An 18,097-nucleotide genomic window follows, 5' to 3' on the forward strand; every position below is an offset into this window, starting at 1 on the left:
GCGCTTAAACGCCCTGTTTCAGGCTTGCGCTGATGAACGGATCGAGGTCGCCGTCGAGCACGCTCTTGGTATTGCTGATTTCGACGTTGGTGCGCAGATCCTTGATACGGCTGTTGTCCAGCACGTACGAACGGATCTGATGACCCCAGCCCACGTCGGTCTTGCCGGCTTCGAGCTTGTCCTGCTCTTCCTGACGCTTGCGGATTTCCGCTTCGTACAGGCGCGATTTCAGCATGGCCATGGCTTCGGCGCGGTTGCGGTGCTGCGAACGGTCGTTCTGGCACTGCACGACGATGCCCGACGGCATGTGCGTGATACGCACTGCGGAATCGGTCTTGTTGATGTGCTGACCGCCCGCGCCGGACGCGCGGTACGTGTCGATACGCAGATCGGCCGGGTTGATGTCCACTTCGATCGAGTCGTCGATTTCCGGGTACACGAACACCGACGAGAACGACGTATGACGGCCGCCCGACGAGTCGAACGGCGACTTGCGCACGAGGCGGTGCACGCCGGTTTCGGTGCGCAGGAAGCCGTACGCGTATTCGCCTTCGATCTTGATCGTGGCGTTCTTGATACCCGCGACGTCGCCGTCGGTCTGTTCCAGTACTTCGGTCTTGAAGCCCTTGCGCTCGCAGTACCGCAGGTACTGGCGCAGCAGCATGGACGCCCAGTCGCACGCCTCGGTGCCGCCGGCGCCGGCCTGGATGTCGAGGAACGCGTTGTTCGGGTCTGCCGGATGCGAAAACATGCGGCGGAATTCCATGTCGCCGACGCGCGCCTCCAGGCCTTGCGCGTCGGTTTCGCAGGCGATCAGCGTTTCGTCGTCGGCTTCTTCACGGGCCATCTCGAACAGGTCGAGCGCGTCGCGCAAGTCGTCGTGCAGTGCGGTGAGTTTGCCGACCGTGTCGTCGAGCAGCTTCTTTTCCCGGCCGAGGGCCTGGGCGTGTTTCGAGTCGTTCCAGACGTTCGGGTCTTCGAGTTCCCGGTTGACTTCGATTAGACGCAGTGCTTTGTCGTCGTAGTCAAAGATACCCCCGTAGGTCGGCCGCGCGCGTGCGCAGGTCCACCAGAGAGGCTTCGATCGCGTTGAGACGTTCCGCTTCCATGTCGATCTTTTATAGCTTCGTAAAAAGGGGAAATTATAGCCGATCGGCGTGCCGCGCCGATCACTCTTGAGCGATCCGGCGCGGGTTTGGGGTTGATTTTGCGGAGAATTTCGCCGCTTTGGGCGGGACCGCGAGCGACCCGCCCGAGCTTCGATCCGCTCGTTCAGCTCGCCGCGTGCTCGACGATCAGCTGCACGCGCGACACGCCGTTCCACGTGTCGCTGGCGAGCCGGTACGCGACGGTGGTGCGCGCGGGCAGCGTGTCGGTGTGGTTGAACCAGATCGCGTTGAAGCGCTGGCGGCCGCGAACGAGTTGCAGCTTCAGATGCTTGTCCTTCACCAGCGCCTGCGACGCGATATCGAATTCGCCCGAAAACACCGGCGCCGGGAAGCCTTGGCCCCACACGGCGGCGTCGAGCATTTCGACGAATTGCGGCGTGAAGTAGGCGTCTTCGAGTTCGCCGTCGGTTTCCACGGTGCGCGACAGCGCCTCTGCGGACAGCCATTCGCGGCCGACCGCCTCGAACGCGGCGGTGAAGCGCGGCACGTCGGCGGCGGCGAGCGTCAGGCCCGCGGCCATCGCGTGGCCGCCGAATTTGGCGATCAGGCCCGGCTCGCGCTTCGAGATCAGATCGAGCGCGTCGCGCAGATGGAAACCCGCGATCGAGCGGCCCGAGCCCTTGACGGTCTGGCCGCTGTCGTCGGCGAGCGCGAAGGTGAACGAAGGCCGGTGGAATTTCTCCTTCAGGCGGCCCGCGACGATGCCGATCACGCCCTGATGCCAGCTGGGATTGAACAGCGTAATGGTGCTCGCGCCCTCCGGGTCGATTGCCGAGAGGTCCTCGAGCGCCTGCTGCTGCATGCCGGCTTCGATTTCACGGCGCTCGCGGTTCATTGTGTCGAGCTGCTGCGCGAGGTCCCATGCGCGGCCGATGTCGTCGGTGGTCAGGCATTCGATCCCGAGCGACATGTCCGACAGACGGCCCGCGGCATTCAGCCGCGGCCCGAGCGCAAAGCCGAGGTCGAAGCCCGACGCGCTGCGCGCCTCGCGCGCGGCGGCGCGAAACAGCGCGGCGATGCCCGGCTGCATCTTGCCTTTGCGGATGCGCTGCAAGCCCTGCGCGACCAGCACGCGGTTATTGCCGTCGAGCTTGACGACGTCGGCGACCGTGCCGAGCGCGACCAGATCGAGCAGGCCGTCCAGACGAGGCTCCGGAAAGTCGTCGCCGAACGCGCCGCGGCGGCGCAATTCCGCGCGCAGCGCCAGCAGCACGTAAAACATCACGCCGACTCCGGCAATGCACTTGCTCGGGAACGTGCAGCCCGGCTGGTTCGGATTGACGATCGCGCGGGCGGCCGGCAGTTCGTCGCCGGGCAGGTGGTGGTCGGTGACCAGCACGTCGATGCCGAGCGCGTTGGCGGCTTCCACACCGTCGACGCTGGCAATGCCGTTGTCGACCGTGATCAGCAGTTCCGGTTTGCCCGCCGGGTTGCGCGCGGCCAGCGCGACGATCTCCGGCGTCAGGCCGTAGCCGTATTCGAAGCGGTTCGGCACCAGATAGTCGATCTGGCCGCCGAACATGCGCAGGCCTCGCACCGCGACCGCGCAGGCGGTGGCGCCGTCGCAATCGTAGTCGGCGACCACCAGCATGCGGCGCTTCTGCTGGATTGCGTCGGCGAGCAGCGCGGCGGCCTCTTCGCAGCCTTTGAGGCCGGCGGGCGGCACGAGCCGCGCGAGGCCGGTTTCGATTTCATCCGGCATGCACACGCCGCGCGCCGCATAGAGACGCGCAAGCACCGGATGCAGGCCGTGGCGGGTGAGCACTTCGGCGTCGACGGGGGAGCAGGTGCGCGTAACGATTCGAGTCATTCGGAGAGGCCGTGGGTCATGCGATCGATCTCGTGCAATCAATCATTCGATGAAGAGCGACGCGAGCACCCGCCGCCGCCAGAATTTGCGCAGGTCGCCGCGCGTGACCGTGAGCGTCACCGAGCCGGTGTCGCCGCACAGGGTCAGGCCGAGTTCGCTGAGTTCGCCGGATTGCAGCGCGGCGAGCGCGGGGTCGAACCAGTCGGTTTGCAACGCGGCGAAGGCGTCGTTCCAGCGCGCCCAGTCCTGCTCGATGTAGGGCGCGGAGAAGGGATCGAGTTCGATGAGGGTAATGCCGTCGGTGCCGGCGGTGTGCGGCGTGGACGGCGCGTTGGTCACGTTGTTCACGTTGGCCGAACCCGCCGCGTTAGCCGGCTGAGTCATGCCGCCGCCCGCGCTCGCTGCCCGCAGCGTCGCGAACGACGCCGGCGGCGCGCCGGTTTCCACGCCCGCCGTCATGGCCAGACCGCGCGTGGCCGCCGCGTCGGAAAGCACCCGGGCAAACGGGCTGCGCACCGGCTGCACGGCGCCTTGCGCGTGAAACCAGATCGAGTTCACCGCCGGCAGGCCGCGCGCCTCGCGCGCTTCGTTGATTGGGTGCTCGAACCAGGCCATCTGCACTTCGTTCTGCAGCTTCATCCACGCGCGCGACCGTTCGCCGGAATGCGCCTCGTGCGGCAGCCAGATTTCGATGTTGCGGCCGCTCGCGCGCAGCGGCGACGCGCCCGCCAAGGTGCCGAAACCGTCGCCGGACAGATACCAGCGCGCCGGTCGCGGCGCCTCGATGCGCACGCCGAGTTCTTCGATCAGCGGCCGCGCGACCGCGAGCAGCGCGCCGGCTTCGTCGTCGGACAAATCGAGCGAGGCGGGATCGATCAGCACCAGATGATCATGCGCGATGCGTACGTGCACCGGCTGCACGCACGCCCACGTCGCCGTGCCGGGGTCGCCGCCGTCGGCGCGCAGCATGTACGGGGCGAGCGGGGCTTCGTCGGCGGCGGCCGCGCCGCTGGGCAGCGCGCCGAATTGGCGCGCCACCCAACGTTCGTGCGGCAGCGTGCGCTGAAAGTCTTCGCCGACCACGCGTTCCACCAGCGTCGCGCGGGCGACCAGCCGGTCGAGAGCGGGACTCTGTATGTCGTGTAGCGCGGTGGAGGCGTCCGCTGCGGCGGGTAGCGCGAAGGGGAGAAGAAGATGGAGACGGTTGGCGTGCATGATGCTGCGCATTGTAGGGCAAAGAGTGCGAGTATTCAGACCATCGCAGACCAGACATAGCTGACATCGCCTGCCCATTCGACGGATCGCGGCGGGCGGTCGACCGGTGCGCCGCCGTCCAGGCGTCGCAGCAGCCGCGCGCGGCGGAACCGCGCTCATAAAGAGGGAGACGGGTATGCCGCGTGAACTCAAAAGCGAGCAGGAACTGCTCGCGCTGGTCGTGAAGGCGCTCGATGCCGATCCGGCCACCGCCGGCTGGATTCCAACTGGCTTTCACGAGACCGAGGACGACGAGCGGGGCTGCAACTGGGACATCAGCCATCTGCACCGCGACCGCCGCGACGCCGATGCGCGCGGGGTGGCCAGCAAGGCCGCCGCGGACATTATCAACGGGCTGCGCGAGCGCTATAACCTGCTTTAGCGGCGGCCGCGACCTGCTTCAGCGGCGACAACAAGGCTGCAGTCCGCGAGTCCGCGGGATTGTATGGCAAACTTCGCGCTTGATCGGCGGTGACGACCGCAGTGGCCGGCTTTTCAATGAGAGGTGGCGCTGTGCGGCGGCGGTGAGCCGTGGCGCGCGCATTGCTACGAGCTGGCGCGCCGCACCGGAACCATCCGCGTCGCCGCGACACCAATGATCACGACGCTCGGGCCGCACGACAGGCGCTTCACGCCCGCGTGCGCGGCACGAAGCCGAAGAACGCAGAAAAGGATTCGCTTGAAATTTCCCTACGAATGGCAGATTGGCTGGCGCTACACCCGCGCCGGCAAACGCACGACCGGTAACGGCTTCATCTCCTTCATCGCGCTGGTGTCGATGTCCGGCATCGCGCTCGGCGTCGCGGCGTTGATCGTCGTGTTGTCGGTGATGAACGGTTTCCAGAAAGAGGTGCGCGACCGCATGTTGTCGGTGCTCGCGCACGTCGAAATTTTTTCGCCGACCGGGTCGATGCCCAACTGGCAACTGACTGCCCAGGAAGCGCGCCAGAACAAGGAAGTGATCGGCGCGGCCCCGTATGTCGAGGCGCAGGCGCTGCTCACGCGTCAGGACGCCGTGAGCGGCGTGGCGCTGCGCGGCGTCGAGCCGTCGCTGGAGCCGGAAGTGTCCGACATCGGTAAGGAGATGAAAGGCGGCACGCTGAACGCGCTGGTGCCGGGCGACTTCGGCATCGTGCTGGGCGCCGATCTCGCCACCAATCTCGGCGTGCAGGTCAACGACAAGATCACGCTGGTCGCGCCCGAAGGCACCATCACGCCTGCCGGCATGCTGCCGCGGCTGAAGCAGTTCACGGTGGTGGGCATCTTCGAGTCCGGGCATTACGAGTACGACAGCACGCTCGCGCTGATCAATATCAAAGACGCGCAGGCGCTGTTCCGGCTGCCCGCGCCGACCGGCGTGCGCTTGCGCCTGACCGACATGCAGCGCGCGCCGGAGGTCGCGCACCAGCTCGCCCGGACCTTGTCCGGCGACCTCTACATTCGCGACTGGACGCAGCAGAACAAGACCTGGTTCTCGGCGGTGCAGATCGAAAAACGCATGATGTTCATCATCCTCACGCTGATCATCGCGGTGGCGGCGTTCAATCTGGTGTCGTCGCTGGTCATGACCGTGACCAACAAGCAGGCCGACATCGCGATTCTGCGCACGCTCGGCGCGCAGCCTCGCTCGATCATGAAGATTTTCGTGGTGCAGGGCGTGACGATCGGCTTTATTGGCACGGCGACGGGCGTCGCGCTCGGCTGCCTGATCGCGTGGAGCATTCCGTGGCTCGTGCCGATGATCGAGCATGTGCTCGGCGTGCAATTCCTGCCGCCGTCGGTGTACTTCATCAATGAACTGCCGTCCGAACTGATTCCGGCCGACGTCGCCCGGATCGGGCTCATCGCCTTCGCGATGTCGGCGCTGGCCACGCTTTACCCGAGCTGGCGCGGTGCGAAAGTCCGCCCTGCGGAGGCACTGCGCTATGAATGACCGAACCGCAACTTTACCCATGACTTCTCAGGACAACGTGCCGTATCCGTACGTGCTCGAAGCGACCGGCATCTCCAAAGCGTTCGTGCAGGGCGGCTTGAACGTGCAGGTGCTCAACAACACGCAACTGAGCGTGCGGCGCGGCGAAAAACTGGCGATCGTCGGCGCGTCGGGTTCCGGCAAGAGCACGTTGCTGCATGTGCTTGGCGGGCTCGACGATCCGAGCACGGGTCAGGTGTCCGTGATGGGCAAGCCGTTCACGAAACTCTCCGAGCGCGAACGCAACGACCTGCGCAATCGCGCGCTGGGTTTCGTCTATCAGTTCCACCATTTGCTGCCGGAATTCACCGCGCTCGACAACGTCGCGATGCCGCTGCGGATTCGTCGCCTGCCGACCGAAGTCGCGCGCCGCGAAGCGCTCGCAGTGCTGGAGCGGGTCGGCATGGGGCATCGTGCGAAACATCGTCCGGGCGAGTTGTCGGGCGGCGAGCGTCAGCGGGTGGCGATTGCACGGGCGCTGGTGACCAAACCCGCCTGCGTGCTTGCCGATGAACCGACCGGCAATCTCGACGGCGGCACTGCGGATACCGTGTTCAATCTGATGCTCGAACTGTCGCAAACCATGGAGACCAGCTTCGTGATCGTCACGCACGATCCCGAGCTGGCCGGACGTTGCGACCGCATCATGCGGCTGCGCGAAGGCGTGCTCTACGAAGAACCGGCGGTGCCGGTTTGAGCGGCCTGATTACACCGGCGATCTGATCGTCTGATCGTCTAACGCTGCGCGCATAGCCGGACACGCCATGTGGATCGATACCCACTGTCATCTCGACGCTTCCGAATTCGACGCCGACCGCGATGCCGTCGCGGCGGCGGCGCGCGCGGCGGGCGTCGGACGGATCGTGATTCCGGCGATCGGCCGCCAGAATTTCGCGGCGGTGCGTGAGTTGGCGCATCGGGTCGAAGGCGGCGCGTACGCGCTCGGCATTCATCCGCTGTTCACGCCGGGCGCGCTGGACAGCGATCTCGATTTGCTGCGCATGGAGATCGAGGCGAGTCTGGACGATCCGCTGTTCGTCGGCATCGGCGAGATTGGGCTCGATTATTTCGTCGACGGTCTCGACGACGCGCGCCAGCAGTTTTTCTATAACGGACAACTGCAGCTCGCGCGCGAATTCGATCTGCCGGTGATTTGCCATGTGCGCAAATCGCAGGATCAGGTGATCGCGGGGCTGCGGCGGCAGCAGATTCATCGCGGCATCGCGCACGCGTTCAACGGCAGTTTTCAGCAGGCGCAAGCCTATCTCGATCAGGGCATGCATCTCGGCTTCGGCGGCAATCTGACGTTCGAGCGCGCGCGGCAGATCCGCCGGCTCGCCGAGCAATTGCCGTTCGATGCGCTGGTCGTCGAGACCGATGCGCCGGACATCGCGCCTTCGTGGATCTATAAACAGCGCAACTCGCCGGAGCAGATTCCGGCGATCGGCGCGGGCCTCGCGCAACTGCGCGGCATGAGCGCCGACGAAGCCGCCCTAGGCACAACGGCTAACGCGCTCGCCGCGTTGCCGCGGCTGGCGCTTTCCTCTGCATAATTGACTCGATGGTTTGAAGGGTTCGCGCCGGGCGATATCCACGTCCGGCGGGCTTGCTGACGCCTGTTCGTTGGACGTTGTGCTGTCCGGCGATGGCTGGGCGGAGGCGGTATGCGGGCGTGGTGGTGCGGGTTTGCGTTGGGTGTGGCCGGGTTGCAGCGGCAGGCGGTGTTGCCGGGGTGGTGGGGGTGGCTTGGGTTGGTGGTGGTTGGGGGAGTGGGGGTGGCTGTTGCGGTTTGGGGAGCGCGTGAGGGTGGGGCCAGGGCCACCAACGCAGCTGCCGGTTTCGCTGCGGCCGCCCATATCGCCGCGGCTCCGGCTCCGGCCACGGCCAAGGCCACGGCCACGGCCACGGCCACGGCTTGGCGGCGGACTTCTGCATGGGTCGCGGCGTCTGTTCGCGCATGGAGCGTCCGCATACGCGCCATCTGTTGCAACCGGCGTCTAAGGACCTTTGCCATCTGGACCGGCATCTGGTGCGCGGCAATCTGCGCAGGCTTCGGCTATGCCGCGTGGCGCGCGGACGTACGGCTCGCCGTGGGCCTGCCGAACGACTGGGAAGGCCGCGACATTGTCGTGACCGGCAGCATCAAAGGCCTGCCGTCGCGCGATGAAAACGGCGCCCGGTTTCTATTCGAGGTCGAGTCGGCCGACGCGCCGATCGCCGCCTTCCCGCGCGTGATTCAACTGTCGTGGATCGCCCAGGAAGCGCCGCCACCGCCGCTCGAACCGGGCGAGCGCTGGCGTCTGACGGTGCGTCTCAAACGTCCGCACGGCAACGCGAACTTCGGCGTGCGCGACGCGGAAGCGAACCTGCTCGCCCGCAACGTGCGAGCGACCGGCTACGTGAGCGCACCGGCTTTGGCTTCTCGATTGCCCGGTGCCGCGCACGGTGTGAGCGTCACTGTGGATCGCTGGCGCGCGGCCTTGCGCGCACGGATCGACGCCGTGCTCGCCGACGCGCCGCATCGGGGCATCGTCGTGGCGCTGGCGATCGGCGCGCAGGACGAAGTCAGCGCGGCCGACTGGCTGCTGATGCGCGGCACGGGCACGAGTCATCTGGTGGCGATCTCGGGATTGCACATCGGCTTCGCCGCCGGTCTCGCCGGATGGCTGGCGGGCGCGCTGTGGCGGCGCTCGGGCTGGATCGGCCGTGACTGGTCGTTGTGGCTGCCCGCGCAGATTGTCGCGGTGGCGGGCGGCGCGCTGTTCGCGGCCCTGCATGCCGCATTGGCCGGTTTCAACGTGCCGGCGCAGCGCGCGCTATGGATGGCCGGTGTCCTCGCGCTGGCGTTTGTCAGTGACCGGCATGTCGCCCGTTCGGTGGTGCTGGTGTGGGCGCTCGGACTGGTGCTGCTGATCGATCCGTGGGCGGTGGTGTCGGCGGGATTCTGGCTGTCGTTCTGCGCGGTGGCGGCGATTCTGTTCGCGGTGTCGGGGCGGCCGCGCGTGCAGGATCACGAACAGCACCATGGGGAAGAGGGCGACGAAGCCGAAGCCGAAGCCGAAGCCGAAGCCGAAGCCAACGCCGACGCCGACGCCGAAGCCGACGCCGAAGCCAACGCCGCGTCGAGCCGGTGGTCGAGCGTGCGCGCCGATCTGCGTCGCCGTGCTCGGGCTTTCGTCGAACGCCTGCGTAGCGCCGCGCATGTGCAGTTCGCGGTGACCGTCGCGCTCGCGCCGCTGACTGTCTACTGGTTCGCGCAGATTCCGCTGGTCGGCCCGCTTGCGAACGCGTTCGCGATTCCGTGGGTGAGCCTGTTCGTCACGCCGGCGGTGCTGGCCGGCGTCGTGCTGCCCGCGCCGTTCGATGCCTACGCGTTCCAAAGCGCGCATGCGTTGCTCGATTGGCTGACGTCGGGTTTGCAGATGCTGTCCGGTCCTGCGTGGGCGTTGTGGCGGTTGCCGCAACCGGACGCCTGGACGCTCGCCGCGGCGACGGTCGGTGTGCTCTGGTGTCTCGCGCCGCGCGGCTGGCCGTTGCGCTGGGCCGCGCCGCTCACCTGGTTGCCGCTGCTGCTGCCGCCGTCCAACGGACCTTTGCCTGGTGGTTTCCGTTTAACCGCGCTCGACGTCGGCCAAGGCACGTCGGTGCTGATCGAAACGGCCCATCACAGGCTGCTGTTCGACGCCGGGCCGGGACCGGAATCGACCCACGCGGGCGAGCGCGTGGTCGTGCCGTTTTTACAGGCGCGTGGCGTGAACGCGCTCGATACGCTGATCATCAGCCACGCCGATTCCGATCACTCGGGCGGCGCGCCCGCCGTGCTCGACGCGATCGAGGTTCGTCAAATGGTGGCGGCGTTGGCGCCGGAGAACGCGTTGTGGTCGAACGCGAAGCAGCACGGCGCCGAGACGCTGCCCTGTGCGGCGGGGCAGCGCTGGCAGTGGGACGGCGTCGAGTTCGCGATGTTGTGGCCGGACGCCGGGCCGCTGCAAGGTAAGCCCAATGCGCATTGTTGTGTGCTGCGGGTCAGTACGTTGGGGGCTGCAGACGGGTCAGGATCGGATTCGTTGAGCGGTTCCGGCGGTGGCCCGCGATCGGCTGCGCCGTTCGTTGCCTCAGCCAACACCGCAACCGACCTATCCACGAGCCCACCTCTCGCGCCCGTTCAAACGCCGCCCCCGCGCATCGCGGCCTTGCTGACGGCGGACATCGAGGCGCCGGTCGAACGCGTGCTGCTCGCGCGCGCCCGCGACGCGTTGCGCGCGCAGGTGCTGGTCGTGCCGCATCACGGCAGCAAGACCTCGTCGACCGAGCCGTTCCTCGACTCTATCGAGCCGCTCATCGCGCTATTTCAGGTAGGCTATCGCAACCGTTTTCATCATCCGGACGCGGGCGTGTTCGAGCGCTACCGGGCAAGGCGGATCGAGCTGGGGCGCAGCGATGCGGACGGTGCGGTGCGGGTTGAAGTCGAGGTCGATCCGGCGCGTGGCGCGCAAACCGGCTCGGGCACGCAAGGCGTCACGCTGACGCTCGAGCGTTATCGCGACGTACAGCGCCGCTACTGGATGGATCGCTGACTGGATCGCCGGCCCGATCGTCAAAAAACGGGCGACCACCGGCCCCGCTCGAAAAAAACAGAACGGAGATAGCCGCAGTTGAAAAACATCATTCACTTCTCGCACGCGAACGGTTTTCCGGCGTCGACCTATCGGACGATCTTCGCCGAACTCGCCGACGACTACGACCTGCGCTCCATCGAGCGCATCGGTCACGACGCGCGTTACCCGGTGACCCAGGACTGGCCGCATCTGGTCGAGCAACTGCTCGACGACATCGGTCGCGCGTACGAGCAGCCGGTCTGGCTGGTGGGCCATTCGCTCGGCGGTTATCTGTCGCTGATGGCCGCGCTGAAAAAGCCGCAGTGGGTGAGGGGCGTAGTGATGCTCGATTCGCCGGTGATCGCCGGCTGGCGCAGCAGCATGTTGCGCGTGTCGCAATGGACCGGCCTCGACGAACGCCTGTCGCCCGCGGCCGCCACCCGCACGCGGCGCACCCAGTGGGCGAGCCGCGACGAGGCGTGGCGGCATTTTCATTCGAAGCCGGCGTTCGCGCGCTGGGACGAACGCATGCTGTCCGATTACATCGACTTCGGTATTCCGCAAACTTCGGTCGACGGCGCCCGCGCACTGGCGTTCGATCGCCGTACCGAATATCAGATCTACAAGACCTTGCCGCATACGCTCGGCTCGCGGCTCGCCCGGGGCGCGCCGGTGCCGGTCGGGTTTATCGCCGGCACGCGGTCCAAGGAAATCCGCCAGGCCGGTCTCGATGCGACCCGCCGCGCGACCGGCGGTCATGTGGAGTGGATCGAGGGCAGCCATCTGTATCCGATGGAAAAACCGCTCGAAACCGCCCGCGCCGTGCAGCGGATGTTGCGCGAGCTGGAGCGGTGAGCTCGACGTGAGGCCGTGGGCCTCGAGAACGCCGTGACGGAAAAACGGTGCATGATCGGCGCGGCGCAAGTGCCGCCGCCATGACACAGTCACGTACAGATGTCGCTCGGATTTTGCTGGGTTGAGACCCTGCTTTACGGTATAATCCGTTTTTCCCGCGAGCATCCAGCGATGACCAAATATGTTTTCGTCACCGGCGGCGTAGTATCTTCCCTCGGCAAGGGTATTGCCGCCGCTTCCCTCGCCGCGATCCTCGAATCGCGCGGTCTTAAAGTCACCCTCCTCAAGCTCGATCCGTACATCAACGTCGACCCCGGCACGATGAGCCCGTTTCAACACGGCGAAGTGTTCGTTACGGAAGACGGAGCAGAGACTGACCTCGACCTTGGCCACTATGAGCGCTTCATCAGCACGAAGATGCGCAAGGCCAACAACTTCACCACAGGCCAGATTTACGAATCGGTAATCCGCAAGGAACGCCGCGGCGATTATCTCGGCAAGACGGTGCAGGTCATTCCGCACATCACGAATGAAATTCAGGCGTTCGTCGAACGTGGCGCAGCGTCGGCCACCTGCGGCGAGCCGGACGTCGCGATCGTCGAAGTGGGCGGCACCGTGGGCGACATCGAATCGCTGCCGTTCCTCGAAGCCGCGCGCCAGATGAGCCTGCGCATGGGCCGCAACAGCGCGTGCTTCGTGCACCTCACGCTGGTGCCGTGGGTTGCCACGGCCGGCGAGCTGAAGACCAAGCCCACCCAGCACAGCGTGCAGAAGCTGCGCGAAATTGGCATTTCGCCGCACGTGCTGCTGTGCCGTGCCGACCGCCGCATTCCGGACGACGAGCGCGCCAAGATCTCGATGTTCTCGAACGTGCCGGAAGACGCGGTGATCTCCGTGTGGGACGCCGACAGCATCTACAAGATTCCGCAAATGCTGCACGATCAAGGCCTGGACGCGATCATCTGCGAAGAGCTCAAGCTCTCGCCGAAGGCCGCCGACCTGTCCATGTGGTCGGGCCTCGTCGACAAGCTCGAGCATCCGAAGCACGAAGTCACGATCGGCATGGTCGGCAAGTACGTCGACCTGACCGAGTCGTACAAGTCGCTGATCGAAGCGCTGCGCCATGCGTCGATGCATACGTCGACCAAGGTCAACATCGAGTACATCGATTCGGAAGAAGTGGAGACGCACGGCGTCGACGGCCTCCGGCATCTGGACGCCGTGCTCGTGCCGGGCGGTTTCGGCCGTCGCGGCACCGAAGGCAAGATCGCCGCGATCCGCTATGCGCGTGAAGCGAAGGTGCCGTACCTCGGCATCTGCCTCGGCATGCAACTGGCCGTGATCGAATTTGCCCGCGACGTGGTCGGCCTGAAGAACGCGAACAGCACCGAGTTCGATCCGGAAACGGATAACCGTGTGGTCGCGTTGATCACCGAGTGGTACGACCGCGAAGGCAAGGTCGAAAAGCGCACCGAAGAATCGGATCTGGGCGGCACGATGCGCCTCGGTTCGCAGCGTTGCCCGATCAAACCCGGCACGATGGCCGAAGAGATCTATGGCAAGGATGTGAACGAACGCCATCGCCACCGTTATGAAGTCAATAACCGCTTCGTGCCCCAACTCGAAGCCGGCGGCCTTATCATCAGCGCCCGTACCCCGAGTGAAGATCTGCCGGAAATGATGGAATTGCCGCGCAGCATGCACCCGTGGTTCGTCGGCGTGCAGTTCCACCCGGAATTCACGTCCACGCCGCGTGACGGCCATCCGCTGTTCAAGTCGTTCGTCGAAGCGGCGCTCGCGGGTCAGCAGTCCCGCGCGGCAGCCGAAGTCGGGGAGAAAGCATGAAACTGGGCGATTTCGAAATCGGGCTCGACAAGCCGTTTTTCCTGATCGCGGGCACCTGTGTCGTCGAATCCGAACAGATGACGATCGACACAGCGGGCCGGCTGAAGGAAATCTGCGCGAAGCTGAACATTCCGTTCATCTACAAATCGTCGTACGACAAAGCCAATCGCAGCAGCGGCAAGTCGTTCCGCGGTCTGGGCATGGACGAAGGTTTGCGGATTCTGTCGGAAGTGAAGCGCCAGCTCGGTTTGCCGGTGCTGACCGACGTGCACGCCGAGCACGAGATCGAGCAGGTCGCGTCGGTGGTCGACGTGCTGCAAACGCCCGCGTTTCTGTGCCGTCAAACGGACTTCATTCATGCTTGCGCGCGTTCGGGCAAACCGGTCAACATCAAGAAAGGCCAGTTTCTCGCACCGGGCGACATGAAGAACGTGATCGACAAGGCGCGCGATGCCGCGCGTGAAGCCGGTTTGTCGGAAGACCGCTTCATGGCGTGCGAACGCGGCGTGTCGTTCGGCTATAACAACCTGGTGTCGGACATGCGCTCGCTGGCGATCATGCGCGAAACCCACGCGCCGATCGTGTTCGACGCAACCCACTCGGTGCAGTTGCCGGGCGGGCAGGGCACGAGCTCGGGCGGCCAGCGCGAATTCGTGCCGGTGCTGGCGCGTGCGGCGGTGGCGGTCGGTGTGTCGGGGCTCTTCATGGAGACGCATCCGAATCCGGCCGAAGCCAGGTCGGACGGTCCGAACGCCGTGCCGTTGCATCGCATGGCGGATCTGCTCGAGACGCTGGTTACGCTCGATCAGGCCGTCAAGCGCGCGCCGTTCCTCGAAAGCAATTTCAACTGATTCAGGCATTCGTCGCGTGTCACGATCGGCTTGCATAATGAGCCCGGTCGCCGGCATGCGGGGAGTGCACGCAATGGTCGTCGAACGTATCGGCGCGCAAGCAGTTTGCCGGGGAGACCGGTTTTCTGCATCGCGATATGCGCCTGGTACAGTGTCACAGTAAAGAATTCAACGTCATTTCTTGAGGAAACCATGAGTGCTATCGTAGATATCATCGGTCGAGAGATTCTCGATTCGCGAGGCAACCCCACCGTCGAATGCGACGTGCTGCTCGAGTCGGGCACGATGGGCCGCGCGGCGGTGCCGTCGGGCGCGTCGACCGGTTCGCGTGAAGCCATCGAACTGCGCGACGGCGAAACCGGCCGTTACGGCGGCAAGGGCGTGCTGAAGGCTGTCGAGCACATCAACACCGAAATCTCCGAAGCGATCATGGGCCTCGACGCTTCCGAGCAGGCCTTCCTCGACAAGACCCTGCTGGAACTTGACGGCACCGACAACAAGTCGCGCCTCGGCGCGAACGCGATGCTGGCTGTCTCGATGGCCGTCGCGAAGGCTGCCGCTGAAGAAGCCGGCCTGCCGCTGTACCGTTACTTTGGCGGCTCGGGCGCCATGCAATTGCCGGTGCCGATGATGAACATCGTCAACGGTGGCGCGCACGCGAACAACAGCCTGGACATCCAGGAATTCATGATCGTGCCGGTCAGCCAGCCGACCTTCCGCGAAGCACTGCGCTGCGGCGCCGAAGTGTTCCACGCGCTGAAGAAGATCCTGTCGGACCGCGGCATGAGCACGGCGGTGGGCGACGAAGGCGGCTTCGCGCCGAACTTCGGCAGCAACGACGAATGCCTGTCGACCATCCTGCAAGCGATCGAAAAAGCGGGCTACCGCGCCGGTGAAGACGTGCTGCTCGCGCTCGACTGCGCAGCGAGCGAGTTCTACCACGACGGCAAATACCAACTGGCCGGCGAAGGCCTGCAACTGTCGTCGACGGAATTCGCGGACTACCTGGCGAACCTCGCCGACAAGTTCCCGATCGTCTCGATCGAAGACGGCATGCACGAAAGCGACTGGGCTGGCTGGAAGACGCTGACCGACAAGCTCGGCAAGAAGATCCAGCTGGTCGGCGACGATCTGTTCGTGACCAACACGCGCATCCTGAAGGAAGGCATCGAGAAGGGCATCGCCAACTCGATCCTGATCAAGATCAACCAGATCGGTACGCTGACGGAAACCTTCGCGGCCATCGAAATGGCCAAGCGCGCCGGCTACACGGCCGTGATCTCGCACCGTTCGGGCGAAACCGAAGATTCGACGATTGCGGACATCGCGGTCGGCCTGAATGCCGGTCAGATCAAGACGGGTTCGCTGTCGCGTTCGGACCGCATCTCGAAGTACAACCAGTTGCTGCGTATCGAAGAAGACCTCGGCGATATCGCAAGCTACCCGGGCAAGTCGGCGTTCTACAATCTGCGCTAATGTGTGTTCTGGCCAAACTTCTGGTCACGCCACCCGCGCTAACCGATGAGCCGGTTACCCTTCGTTTCTGATTCACCTCGCCGCCCTGCGTATAGCGCAGGGCGGCGCGTATTTATTGTGCTTACTTCATGCGGCTTGTCACTGCTGTCCTGATCGTTCTGCTGGCGCTGATCCAGTACCCGCTCTGGTGGGGACACGGCGGCTGGTTGCGCGTGCACGAGTTGCAGCAGCAACTGGCGCAGCAACTGCAGAAGAACGCCGATTCGAAAGTGCGCAACGAGCGTATTCAGGGCGAAGTCCAGGATTTGCAGAACGGCACGGCCGCGGTGGAAGAGCGGGCGCGCTACGAAATGGGCATGGTGAAAGACGGCGAAGTGTTCGTGCAGTTCGTGTCGCCGAACGCGCCGTTGCCGGCCGCGAACACGCCGTCGGTGACGACGTCGACGCGCGGCGAGGTTTCGGCGGCGCCGCTGCATATGGTGCCGAATCCGGAGTCGCGTGCGAAGCCGGATCGCAAGCACGGTGCGAAGAGCGCGGCGAAAGAGAAGAAGCCCGCGCATTGAGTCGGGTCGTGCAACGCGCGATCAATGCCTGCTGAGTGTGAGTCGCATGAGAACTAAAAAAGCCGCTTAAAAAGCGGCTTTTTCTTTGGGCGATGCCTCTGCACGTGGGCGCCGCCAGGCGAGGCGTTCACCAACCCCAGTACGGCGAATACCCGACCCCGACACCCGTGCCCCAGCCACGGCCCCAACCACCACCGCCGTAATAGCTGCCATACACGGAAACCGGTTGCGGCGAGTAGTAACGCGACCACGCCTGCGCCGCGTTTTCGGCGGCAATGGCCTGATTCTGCTCGGTCATGACCTGTTGATCGATCGCGTCGTAGCGCTGGCGCTCTTCAGGCGTGAGCGGCTGCGCGGTGGCGGCCATGCCCGACTGATCGGCCGGCAAACGGCTATAAATTGGCGACGGCCCCGGCGGGTCCATCACGCAGCCGGTCAATGCGGCGCTACCGGCCACGACGGCCGACACCGCGAACAGTCGTGCGTAGCGGTTCAACGAAACGGTTTTATTCATGTTCGATCTCCATCGGCCGGATGCGGGGCGAATGATTTGCAGCGTGGCCAGCCAATGATTCAACACAATGATCAAAAATAGCGCGCCGCTGGAACCCCATGAAGGCGACGGGCGGCGCGCTATTTTCCTGCCGTGATGCACGAGCGATGAACCGGCTCATCGCTCGAAAGGGCATGAAAGCCCGCGTCGGTCAGCCGTTTCAGTGCCGCTGGTCGGCCGCCGGCGACACCCCTTGTGAGAGCGCATTGGCGACAAAAAGTTGCGCCACGTCGACCGGATCGAATTCATAGCGCTGGTTGCAGAACTCGCAATGAATCTCCACGTGACCGCGCTCTTCGATCACGCTGTCCACCTCTTCGCGGCCCAGCATTTTCAGCATCGCGCCGACTTTTTCGCGCGAGCAGGTGCATTCGAAACGCGCCTGCGCAGGCTCGAAGTGCTGGACGTTTTCCTGCCAGAATAGACGGCGGAACACGGTTTCCGGCTCTTCCTTCAGCAACTCGTCTTGCGACAACGTGCCGCCGAGCGTGCAGACGCGTTCCCACGTATCGGCGTCCAGTTCACCCGGATGCGGGACGATGCCGCCGTCGCCGGGCAGCTTTTGCAGCAGCATGCCGACCGCGCGCTCGGTGTTCGCCGCGAGCCACAGGCGCGTGTCGAGCTGCTCCGAGTGATGCATGTAGTGCTCGAGCACTTCGGCCATCGACTTCAGCGGGCCGTCCACGCCCGACAGCGGCACGATACTTTGATACGGCTGCTGGCCCGGCTGCTTCTCCGCGGGGTCGAGCGTGATCACGCAACGGCCGTGGCCGCTCGCGTTGAGCAGGTCGATCATGCTGGTGGTTTCGTCGATCGTTTCGGCCGATTCGCCCGACAGCTTGGCGGTGGCGCGCATCGACAGATCGGAGCCGCACTGGACCACCAGCATCTTGACCGGGCCGTCGCCGAAAATCTGCATGATGAGGGTGCCGTTGAACTTGAGGTTCGCCGACAGCAGCGCGCACGCGGCCATCATTTCGCCCAGAATCGTCCGCACGGGCGCCGGATAATCACGGCGCGTCAGCACTTCCTGCCAGGTATTGCGCAGCGAAACGATCTCGCCGCGCACCGGCGCCGCGCTGAACATGAATTTTTGCAACTGGTCGCTCACAACTTTTCCTCGGTCGAATGACGCGGCCTGATGCCGCGCC

Annotated in this window: 15 protein-coding genes; 10 read left to right on the plus strand and 5 right to left on the minus strand. The window is 65.1% G+C overall.

Annotated elements, in window-relative coordinates; all coding sequences use genetic code 11:
* Positions 1 to 4 precede the first annotated feature (4 nt).
* The 3 genes from prfB to HWY05_RS23370 form a co-directional block, all read right to left on the minus strand.
* Positions 5 to 1,109 (minus strand): peptide chain release factor 2 gene (gene prfB / locus HWY05_RS23360; protein ID WP_156126497.1). Its coding sequence is split into 2 segments (ribosomal slippage): positions 5 to 1,027 and positions 1,029 to 1,109, totalling 1,104 coding nucleotides; the frame shifts between segments, so codons are not numbered across the junction.
* A gap of 163 nt (positions 1,110 to 1,272) precedes the next feature.
* On the minus strand, positions 1,273 to 2,979 hold the full coding sequence (recJ, locus tag HWY05_RS23365; protein ID WP_176059793.1) for a single-stranded-DNA-specific exonuclease RecJ: 1,707 nt from the start codon (positions 2,977 to 2,979) through the stop codon (positions 1,273 to 1,275).
* 42 nt (positions 2,980 to 3,021) lie between these two features.
* Positions 3,022 to 4,206, minus strand: a complete 1,185-nt coding sequence (locus HWY05_RS23370; protein WP_035546473.1) for a hypothetical protein — start codon at positions 4,204 to 4,206, stop codon at positions 3,022 to 3,024.
* 163 nt (positions 4,207 to 4,369) lie between these two features.
* Here HWY05_RS23370 and HWY05_RS23375 point away from each other — a divergent pair, with 163 nt between their 5' ends.
* The 10 genes from HWY05_RS23375 (at position 4,370) to ftsB (ending at position 16,393) form a co-directional block, all read left to right on the plus strand.
* Complete coding sequence (locus tag HWY05_RS23375; RefSeq protein ID WP_176059794.1) at positions 4,370 to 4,615, plus strand: hypothetical protein; 246 nt, start codon at positions 4,370 to 4,372, stop codon at positions 4,613 to 4,615.
* A gap of 297 nt (positions 4,616 to 4,912) precedes the next feature.
* Positions 4,913 to 6,166, plus strand: coding sequence for a lipoprotein-releasing ABC transporter permease subunit (locus HWY05_RS23380; protein ID WP_176059795.1), 1,254 nt, complete (start codon positions 4,913 to 4,915; stop codon positions 6,164 to 6,166).
* Complete coding sequence (gene lolD, locus HWY05_RS23385) at positions 6,159 to 6,902, plus strand: lipoprotein-releasing ABC transporter ATP-binding protein LolD (protein WP_035546469.1); 744 nt, start codon at positions 6,159 to 6,161, stop codon at positions 6,900 to 6,902. Before HWY05_RS23380 ends, lolD begins: the two co-directional genes overlap by 8 nt.
* Positions 6,903 to 6,969: 67 nt before the next feature.
* Positions 6,970 to 7,758 carry a TatD family hydrolase gene (locus HWY05_RS23390; protein ID WP_176059796.1) on the plus strand — a complete coding sequence of 263 codons (789 nt, stop codon included), beginning with the start codon at positions 6,970 to 6,972 and terminating at the stop codon, positions 7,756 to 7,758.
* A 111-nt stretch (positions 7,759 to 7,869) separates the two neighbouring features.
* Complete coding sequence (locus HWY05_RS23395) at positions 7,870 to 10,782, plus strand: ComEC/Rec2 family competence protein (protein WP_176059797.1); 2,913 nt, start codon at positions 7,870 to 7,872, stop codon at positions 10,780 to 10,782.
* A gap of 78 nt (positions 10,783 to 10,860) precedes the next feature.
* Positions 10,861 to 11,658, plus strand: a complete 798-nt coding sequence (locus tag HWY05_RS23400; RefSeq protein WP_176059798.1) for an alpha/beta hydrolase — start codon at positions 10,861 to 10,863, stop codon at positions 11,656 to 11,658.
* Between the two features lie 171 nt (positions 11,659 to 11,829).
* Entirely contained in the window at positions 11,830 to 13,503 is a 1,674-nt protein-coding gene (locus tag HWY05_RS23405; RefSeq protein ID WP_035546463.1) for a CTP synthase, read from the plus strand.
* A complete protein-coding gene (kdsA, locus tag HWY05_RS23410) occupies positions 13,500 to 14,354 on the plus strand; it encodes a 3-deoxy-8-phosphooctulonate synthase (RefSeq protein WP_035546462.1) in 855 nt (284 codons plus the stop codon). The genes HWY05_RS23405 and kdsA overlap by 4 nt, the downstream gene beginning before the upstream one ends.
* Before the next feature lie 192 nt (positions 14,355 to 14,546).
* Positions 14,547 to 15,830, plus strand: coding sequence for a phosphopyruvate hydratase (eno, locus tag HWY05_RS23415; RefSeq protein ID WP_035546460.1), 1,284 nt, complete (start codon positions 14,547 to 14,549; stop codon positions 15,828 to 15,830).
* A gap of 128 nt (positions 15,831 to 15,958) precedes the next feature.
* The gene (gene ftsB, locus HWY05_RS23420) at positions 15,959 to 16,393 is read left to right on the plus strand and encodes a cell division protein FtsB (protein WP_176059799.1); all 435 of its coding nucleotides are present in this window, start codon (positions 15,959 to 15,961) and stop codon (positions 16,391 to 16,393) included.
* A 127-nt stretch (positions 16,394 to 16,520) separates the two neighbouring features.
* Here the strand turns inward: ftsB and HWY05_RS23425 are convergent, their stop codons facing one another.
* The gene (locus HWY05_RS23425; protein WP_176059800.1) at positions 16,521 to 16,907 is read right to left on the minus strand and encodes a hypothetical protein; all 387 of its coding nucleotides are present in this window, start codon (positions 16,905 to 16,907) and stop codon (positions 16,521 to 16,523) included.
* 199 nt (positions 16,908 to 17,106) lie between these two features.
* The gene (hslO, locus tag HWY05_RS23430; RefSeq protein ID WP_035546454.1) at positions 17,107 to 18,057 is read right to left on the minus strand and encodes an Hsp33 family molecular chaperone HslO; all 951 of its coding nucleotides are present in this window, start codon (positions 18,055 to 18,057) and stop codon (positions 17,107 to 17,109) included.
* Positions 18,058 to 18,097 lie beyond the last annotated feature (40 nt).

The organism is Paraburkholderia sp. BCC1876 (assembly GCF_902833695.1).
Taxonomy (GTDB): domain Bacteria; phylum Pseudomonadota; class Gammaproteobacteria; order Burkholderiales; family Burkholderiaceae; genus Paraburkholderia.